This is a genomic window from Lentilactobacillus sp. (genome assembly GCF_040773105.1).
Lineage (GTDB): Bacteria > Bacillota > Bacilli > Lactobacillales > Lactobacillaceae > Lentilactobacillus > Lentilactobacillus parabuchneri.
The window spans coordinates 1-7,887 of record NZ_JAXGWW010000091.1 but is presented as its reverse complement, the minus strand read 5'-3'; the positions used below and the strand labels follow the sequence as shown (position 1 = coordinate 7,887).

6 protein-coding genes are annotated in these 7,887 nt (G+C 44.3%); all 6 read left to right on the top strand.

Annotated elements, in window-relative coordinates:
• A partial coding sequence (locus tag AB3112_RS06165; RefSeq protein WP_367334119.1) for an ATP-dependent DNA helicase RecG occupies nt 1-1,343 on the top strand: 1,343 nt, incomplete at its 5' end.
• A gap of 16 nt (nt 1,344-1,359) precedes the next feature.
• Nucleotides 1,360-2,403 carry a phosphate acyltransferase PlsX gene (gene plsX, locus AB3112_RS06160; RefSeq protein WP_057909098.1) on the top strand — a complete coding sequence of 348 codons (1,044 nt, stop codon included), beginning with the start codon at nt 1,360-1,362 and terminating at the stop codon, nt 2,401-2,403.
• A 51-nt stretch (nt 2,404-2,454) separates the two neighbouring features.
• Nucleotides 2,455-2,697 carry an acyl carrier protein gene (gene acpP, locus AB3112_RS06155; RefSeq protein WP_057909099.1) on the top strand — a complete coding sequence of 81 codons (243 nt, stop codon included), beginning with the start codon at nt 2,455-2,457 and terminating at the stop codon, nt 2,695-2,697.
• An 85-nt stretch (nt 2,698-2,782) separates the two neighbouring features.
• On the top strand, nt 2,783-3,493 hold the full coding sequence (gene rnc / locus AB3112_RS06150; RefSeq protein WP_239822892.1) for a ribonuclease III: 711 nt from the start codon (nt 2,783-2,785) through the stop codon (nt 3,491-3,493).
• A gap of 14 nt (nt 3,494-3,507) precedes the next feature.
• Nucleotides 3,508-7,059, top strand: coding sequence for a chromosome segregation protein SMC (gene smc, locus AB3112_RS06145; protein ID WP_084975374.1), 3,552 nt, complete (start codon nt 3,508-3,510; stop codon nt 7,057-7,059).
• A partial coding sequence (locus AB3112_RS06140) for a signal recognition particle receptor subunit alpha (RefSeq protein ID WP_367334118.1) occupies nt 7,060-7,887 on the top strand: 828 nt, incomplete at its 3' end.

The window sequence follows — 7,887 nt, the reverse complement described above, 5'->3', positions numbered from 1 at the left end:
CCGACCCCGAGGCTAAGATTACTTATGATTCAAAGCTTCTTGACACTTTTACACAACAGCTCAAATTCAAGTTGACTGACTCCCAACAAAAAGTCGTTGGTGAAATTTTGGCGGACATGGCCCAACCCATTGAGATGAACCGGCTTCTTCAAGGTGATGTCGGAAGTGGCAAGACCGTGGTTGCCGCAATGGCAATTTTAGCCGCCATTAGTGGCCATAAACAGGCGGCTATTATGGCTCCTACCGAAATTTTAGCAGAGCAGCATGCCAACACATTTGCCAAGTTGTTTGCCGGTCTCAACGTTAATATTGCGTTATTGACTGGAGCGACTACCGGACTGGCAAGAAAAGCGATGCTCCCTAGGATTGCCGATGGCGAAGTGAACCTGATTGTGGGGACTCACGCGCTATTTCAAGACCAAGTTGACTACCACGACCTTGGATTGGCCGTTATCGACGAACAGCACCGTTTTGGCGTCAATCAGCGCCAGGCGCTGCGTTTAAAGGGCCACAGTACGAATATGCTGGCAATGACGGCCACGCCGATTCCGCGGACGTTAGCCATTACCATGTACGGCGACATGGACGTATCCGTCATCGATCAGATGCCACAGGGCAGAAAGCCGATTAAAACAACTTGGATTCCCTCGGCTAAGACCGATTCAGCGTTACGGTTTGTCAAAAAACAGCTGGATTTAGGCAATCAGATTTATGTGGTGACACCTTTGATTGAAGAGTCCGAAGCCGTTGATATGAAAAATGCCACGGCAATCTTTGAACGATTTAAAGCCATTTTTGAGCCCCAGTATGCCGTTGGTCTGCTCCATGGTCGAATGAGTGATCAGGAAAAAGACCAGGCCATGCAGGACTTTAAAAGCAACCAGTTTCAAGTCATGGTGGCAACCACGGTGATCGAAGTCGGCGTTGACGTCGCCAATGCCAATACGATGTTGATTTTTGATGCCGATCACTTTGGCCTGGCACAGTTGCATCAGCTTCGTGGCCGGGTTGGTCGAGGATCAACTCAGGCCTACTGTATTTTGATTGCCGACCCGAAAAATGAGATTGGCAAACAGCGAATGACGGCAGTTGCCAGCAGTACCGACGGCTTTTTCTTATCCCAAAAAGATTTGGAGTTGCGCGGCCAAGGCGATATCACCGGCAATAAACAATCAGGGATGCCCGATTTTAAAGTCGGCGATCCGGTCGGTGACCTGAACATTTTACAAGTCGCCAACCAGGAAGCCCAGAGCATCACGATTCACAAGAATTGGCAAAAAAAGCCAGAAAATGTACAATTAGCACAGTATTTAAAATATAATCAAACGATCACGACTGATTAAAAAATAGGAGTTAAACATGAAAATTGCAGTTGACGCTATGGGCGGCGATTATGCCCCAAAAGAAGTTGTTGAAGGAATTGAACTTGCTCGAGATGCTTATCCAGACGTTGAATTTCAGTTGTTTGGTCAAACCGACCAGATCAAAAAGTACTTAAAAAACGATGATCACATTCAAATTATGCAGGCCGATGAAGTCATCGAAATGGGTGACGAACCGGTAAAGGCCGTTCGCACCAAGAAGCAATCTAGCATTGTCTTGGCTGCGACCGCTGTTAAAGAGGGCACTGCCGATGCATTTTTCTCTGCCGGCAATACGGGTGCCATTCTGGCCGCTGGCTTGTTTATCGTTGGCCGGATTAAAGGAATTGACCGACCGGGCTTGACGACCACACTGCCGGTGATTGCTGAAAAGGACCAGGACAAATTTGTGATGATCGACGTTGGCGCCAATGCGGACACCAAAGTTTTAAACATTTATCAGTATGCTTTGATGGGTAAGTATTACGCCCAAAACGTCAACCAGGTGGAAAATCCCCGGATTGGTTTGCTCAATAATGGAACCGAGGCCGATAAAGGTGACATGAATCATCGCAAGGTCCATGATTTACTGGCAGCGGACAAGGATTTAAACTTTGTTGGTAACGTTGAATCTCGTGAACTCTTAAACGGTGTTGCTGACGTGGTTGTGACCGATGGTTTTACCGGCAATGCTGTTCTCAAGAGTATTGAAGGAACCGCTTTGTCAATGCTGAAGTTAATCAAATCAACCATTATGTCAGACGGAGCCAAAGCCAAATTCGGGGCGTTAATGCTCAAAGATGCCTTTCACAAAATTGGCGGTTCCATGGACTACTCACAATACGGCGGGGCAGTCTTGCTAGGGGTTAAGGCGCCGGTTGTTAAAACCCATGGCAGCAGTAAAGCCGATACGGTTAAGAACACCATTGGGCAAATTCGCCAGATCATTTCATCAAACATGATTCCCGATCTTGACCAATACGTGAGCGACCACGCCGAAGCGTTGAAGCAGATAAAAGAAAGTATCAAAAGCACTAAATAGTTGATATAATGGTAACTAGCAAATTAATTTTATGGAATAGGTGTTTATCAAATGGATAAAGATGCGATTTTTAACAAGATAGCCGACCTTGTGGCTGACGAATTTGATGTCGACCGCAGTAAAATTACCGGTGACTTAAATTTCAAGAACGATTTGGACGCAGATTCAATTGATTTTGTTGAATTTGTCCTGGACCTTGAAGACACGTTTAACGCAGAAATTTCAGATGAAGATGCTGAAAAATTAAACACAATTAACGAAGCAGTCGATTACGTCATGGCCCACCAATCGTAATCACCACGATGAATTGAAATTATTTCATTATTGATATAATTTCAATTTTTTACTGTTATTCAAGCATCATTTTGGAGGTATAAGGTTGATAAAGGGTTTAAATGAAATGTTAAAACAAGATTTTGACATTCATATGAATGATCAAGATCTACTCGATGAGGCGTTTACACAGGCTTCATACGTCAATGAACACCGCGGCGAAGGATTGAAGTTTTACGAACGCTTAGAGTTTTTGGGAGATGCGGTTTTGCAGCTCATTGTTTCCGATTATATCTTTAAACGCTATCCGAAAATGCCGCAGGGTCGATTGACTCGGTTAAGAGCAGCGATGGTTAACGAACAGAGTTTCAGTACATTTGCTCGAGAGTGTCATTTTAATCGTTATATTCGCTTGGGCAAGGGCGAAGAAAAAGCCGGTGCCAGGGATCGAGATTCGCTTCTCTGTGATATTTTCGAATCATTTGTTGGCGCTCTTTATTTAGATCAGGGGCAAGCTGAAGTAACCCGGTTCGTTCAAAAAGTAATTTTCCCGAAGCTTGATGAAGGGATGTTTGCGGAATTTTTTGACCATAAGACGGAATTACAAGAATTGGCTCAAGCAGACGGTCCGGTTGATATTGATTACGAACTAGTCGATGAATACGGACCGGATAACGACCGTTCGTTTAAGGTCAACGTGGCTATCGATGGGAAGCTTTATGGCGTTGGCATTGGCCACTCCAAAAAGGGTGCCGAACAAAAGGCTGCCCAACAAGCCTTGAACCACTTTAATACAGAAGGAGACAATCTAGTTTAGACTGGAGAATTCATGTGCAACTTAAATCCATTGAAATTGTAGGTTTTAAATCTTTCGCAGATAAGACCACCATTAAGTTTCCTGGTGGAATGACCGGAATTGTCGGCCCTAACGGGAGTGGTAAGAGTAATATTGCCGAATCGATTCGTTGGGTAATGGGGGAACAATCTGCTAAAAATCTCCGTGGATCGCGGATGCCGGACGTTATTTTTTCCGGCGCTGCTGATCGACGGTCTTTAAACATGGCCTCAGTGACCCTGATTCTTGATAATTCGGATCACTATATTAAAACGCCGTTTGATGAACTCAAATTATCCAGAAAATTATTTCGAAATGGCGACAGTGGCTATTATCTAAACGAAAAGCAGTGTCGTTTAAAAGACATTACCGATTTATTTATGGATACTGGAATTGGTCAGGGGTCGCTTTCAATCATCTCCCAGGGAAATGTTGAAGAGATTTTTAACAGCAAGCCTGAAGAGCGCCGTTCAATTATTGAAAATGTCGCCGGCGTTTATAAATATAAGCAGCATAAAACCACCGCCCAAAAAGAAATCGATGAAACGTCGGATAATCTGAACCGGGTAGAAGACATCATTCACGAACTCAAGGGTCGTTTGGCACCACTTGAAGAACAAAGCAGCCTGGCCACAGACTACTTGGATCAAAAGAAACGACTGGATCAATTGGAAAAACAACAGTTGATTTTATCCACTCAACAGGCTATGTCTGATGCCGGCCACTTTAAACAGGCGGTTTCCGAAAAGTCTGATTTGGTTAATAAACTTTACGCCCAGGTGACGGCCAACGAAAATTCACGCGATAAATTAAAAGCGACTTTGGCCGACAATAGAAGCCAAGTTGATCATTTAAACGATGAAATTTTGGCAATGACTGAAAAAATCCAGTCATTGAAAAGTCAGCACCAACTGTCAGATCAGGAAAAGAGTTTTAAAAATGCTGATTTGAAACGGATTTCTGAACAAATTAAACTCACTGATAAACAAATCGCCGATTATCAGGTCAAGTTAACTCAATCCGTGGATGCCGGCAAACGTATCAAAATTAAAATTGACAATAAAAATAAGCATTTCGCCGATCTTTCCGAACAAGAAAAACAAAATAGCGTTTCTGTAATTGAATCTGAAATTGATGACTTACGGAATCAATACGTCGATTTGTTGCAGCAAAAAACCGACATTAAGAATCAAATTACGTTAAAAAGTCACGATGATCAGCAGTTTACCGAACGTCTGAATGCGCAGCGTGAGCGAATTTCAAAGGCCGAACATGGCATAAAACAAGCCCAAGACGAGCTGATGGCAAAGCAGGCTGACCTCAAGGATACTCAGGCACAACTCGCTGAAATCGACAGCCAGCTGGCAGATTTGACGACCTTATTGACCACCCGTCAACAAGAAGTTGACAGTTCGCAGGCAAATTGGCTGGCAGCACTCAAGGTGGCCGAACAGGCGAAAGCCAAGGCCAACTCACTGAAAAGTCTCCACGATTCATATCGCGGCTTTTATCGTGGTGTCGCTAATTTACTGAAACACAAGAACGAATTAACCGGCATTATGGGCCCGGTATCTGACTATTTGGAAATTGATGACCGTTACGTCAAGGCGATCGAAACAGCATTGGGCGGCCAGGCTCAACACGTCATTTCAACTGATAATCGAGCTGCGTCAGCGGCAATCAAATTTCTGACCAAGAACCGATTGGGAAGAGTGACCCTTTTGCCGGTTTCCACTATCCGCAGCCGTCATTTAAATAGCGGGATTGTCCGCTTGGCGGAAGAAGTAGCCGGATACATCGGTGTCGCCAGCGACCTGGTGAAAATGCCTGAGAATTTGACTCAGATTAAGGAATCTTTGTTGGGCACCACAATCATTGCCGATAATTTGGACAATGCGATTCAAATCAGCCGCAAGATTAGTCAAAAAACGCGCGTTGTAACTTTGGACGGTCAAGTGGTCAACGCCGGTGGTTCATTAACCGGTGGTGCCAATCGAAATGACAATCAAGGGGTTTTGGTTCAAAAAAACGAATTAGAATCACTTGAAAAGTCCACTGCTGAGATGGATCAAAAGCTTGCTGAAAAAGAAGCCGCTCTTAAAAAGGCGAAAGCTGAGTTAGCCAAAATATCAGCTTCACATGAGCGGGGTCAGCAAAAGCGGTTCGAATTTCATCAGCAAGTTCAAAGCTTGAAGAGTCAATGTGACAGTTTGCAGAATGCGGTCTCGACAAAACAACGTGAATTAAAGACGCTTGAACTGGCAATGAAAAATGCTGCTTCACAGAAGTCAACCAGTGATGAATCTCAGCTTAGTCAAAAACAGGCAGACATTGAACAAAAACTGCAGCAGACCAACAACCAGCTTGACGAAAAACGTGTTCAGCTGGCGAACGTGAAACAATCCGCCAAAACGTTTGCCACCCAAAAGCAGGCGCTTCACGAAGAAATTGTGGTTGAGCAGCAAAAATTACGTCAACTGCAAGTCGACCAAGCTGCCCTCAACAAACAAGTTTCGAACCACCAGACCGATAAAGCCGGCTTGTTGAAGCAACAACATCAACTTCAAGAAGAACTGAGCAAGCAAGTCGATTCCGGCAGCCTGAACGCTGAAATTAAACAATCAAGTCAAAAACAAACTGCTTTAAATCAGCAGCTTCAACAATTTAAAAGCAAGGTTGAAGCCGGTTCAACTGCCGTGGATCAATTAAACCAGACGATTCAAGATGAGCAAATCAATTTAAATAATGCCAAATACGAACTCAAAGCCGCCCAACAAAAATTGGCTAAGAATCAACAGAATTTAGATGCCAATCTGGCCAGCTTACAGGAACAGTACCAAATTCAAGTTCAGGATTTGAATAATCCGGACTGGAATTGGGATCCACAACAACTTGCCGGACAAATAAAGATGCTGCGGACGGGAATTAATGAAATCGGTCCGGTTAACGTTGGCGCCATTCAGGAGTTTAAGGCCGTTTCACAACGCTATGATTTCTTGATGAAACAAAAGCAGGATCTGCTGGATGCCAAGGATCATTTAATGGCAACCATGCAGGACATGGATTCAACCATTTCCACCCGCTTTAAGGATGCCTTTGACAAGGTTGGTCGTGCGTTTGGTCAGGTTTTTGTCGACATGTTTGGCGGCGGTGAGGCCAAGTTGGTCTTAACCGACCCTAATGATCTGCTTAATACAGGAATTGAAATTATGGTTAAGCCGCCTGGAAAGAATTATCGTAATTTGAACCTGTTGTCAGGTGGGGAAAAGGCATTGACAGCCATCACGCTGTTATTTGCGATCATCAAGGTGCGGCCGGTCCCATTCTGTATTTTGGATGAAGCCGAAGCGGCACTGGATCCGTTTAACGCCGACCGATTTGCCAAGTACCTCAAGCGGTTTGGTGATGAAACCCAGTTCGTTGTGATTACCCATCGAAAAGAAACCATGATTTACGCCGATCAGCTATATGGGGTTACCATGCAGGAGTCTGGTGTTTCAAAAGTCGTAACCGTTAATTTGGATAATTTAAAAACAGAGGTGAGTTAATTGGGTCTTTTTGATATATTTAAACGTCGTTCCAAGAAAAATGAAGAAGAAATCAAAAAAACAGCCGAACCAGCTGAGTCAAAGCAGGATCAAGACAATGCATCAACGACTCAAGAAAATCAGTCAACAACTGATGAGCCATCAAAGCAAGCAGATGCGGACCAAGGTTCAACGACCACTGATGTCGACCAAACTCAATCCGAAACACCAGCCGAACCGACTGAGCCTAAAGAATCACAAGCTGAAGAACCCGTGCAACAGCAGCCGAGTGAGCCAGAAACGCCTGATGATTCCAAGCAAGCACCACAGTCTGTTGAAAAGGCTGAACCAAAGATAGCCAACCATGAGTCTGAGGATGAATCGCTAACAGAGAAAGCCCCGGAAGAATCCACGGGCGCTGAGCCTGAGGACAAATCCGTCCCGGATGCTGTCGAAGAAAAGCCAGAATCAACTACGCGGCAGTATGAAAAGGGTCTGGAAAAGTCCCGTTCGTCATTTGGCGCCAAATTAAATGCCTTGTTGGCTAATTTTCGACATGTCGATGAATCATTTTTTGATGATCTGGAAGATATGCTGATTGAATCAGACGTTGGCTTTGAAACATCTATGAGAATCGCTGATGAATTACGTGATGAGGTTAAGTTTCAAAACGCCAAGAAACCCAAAGATGTTCAAAACGTGATTGTTGAAAAGCTGATTGATTTATACGATAAGGCCGGTAACGGCGAAAACGCCGAGATTAACATGGCCAAAAGCGGCCCAACCGTTATTTTATTTGTTGGTGTCAACGGCGTCGGTAAAACGACAACCATTGGTAAAATGGCCAAT

Coding starts and splice junctions, on each gene's coding strand:
- plsX (WP_057909098.1), top strand. CDS start 1,360: ATGAAAATTGCAGTTGACGCTATGGGCGGCGATTATGCCCCAAAAGAA.
- acpP (WP_057909099.1), top strand. CDS start 2,455: ATGGATAAAGATGCGATTTTTAACAAGATAGCCGACCTTGTGGCTGAC.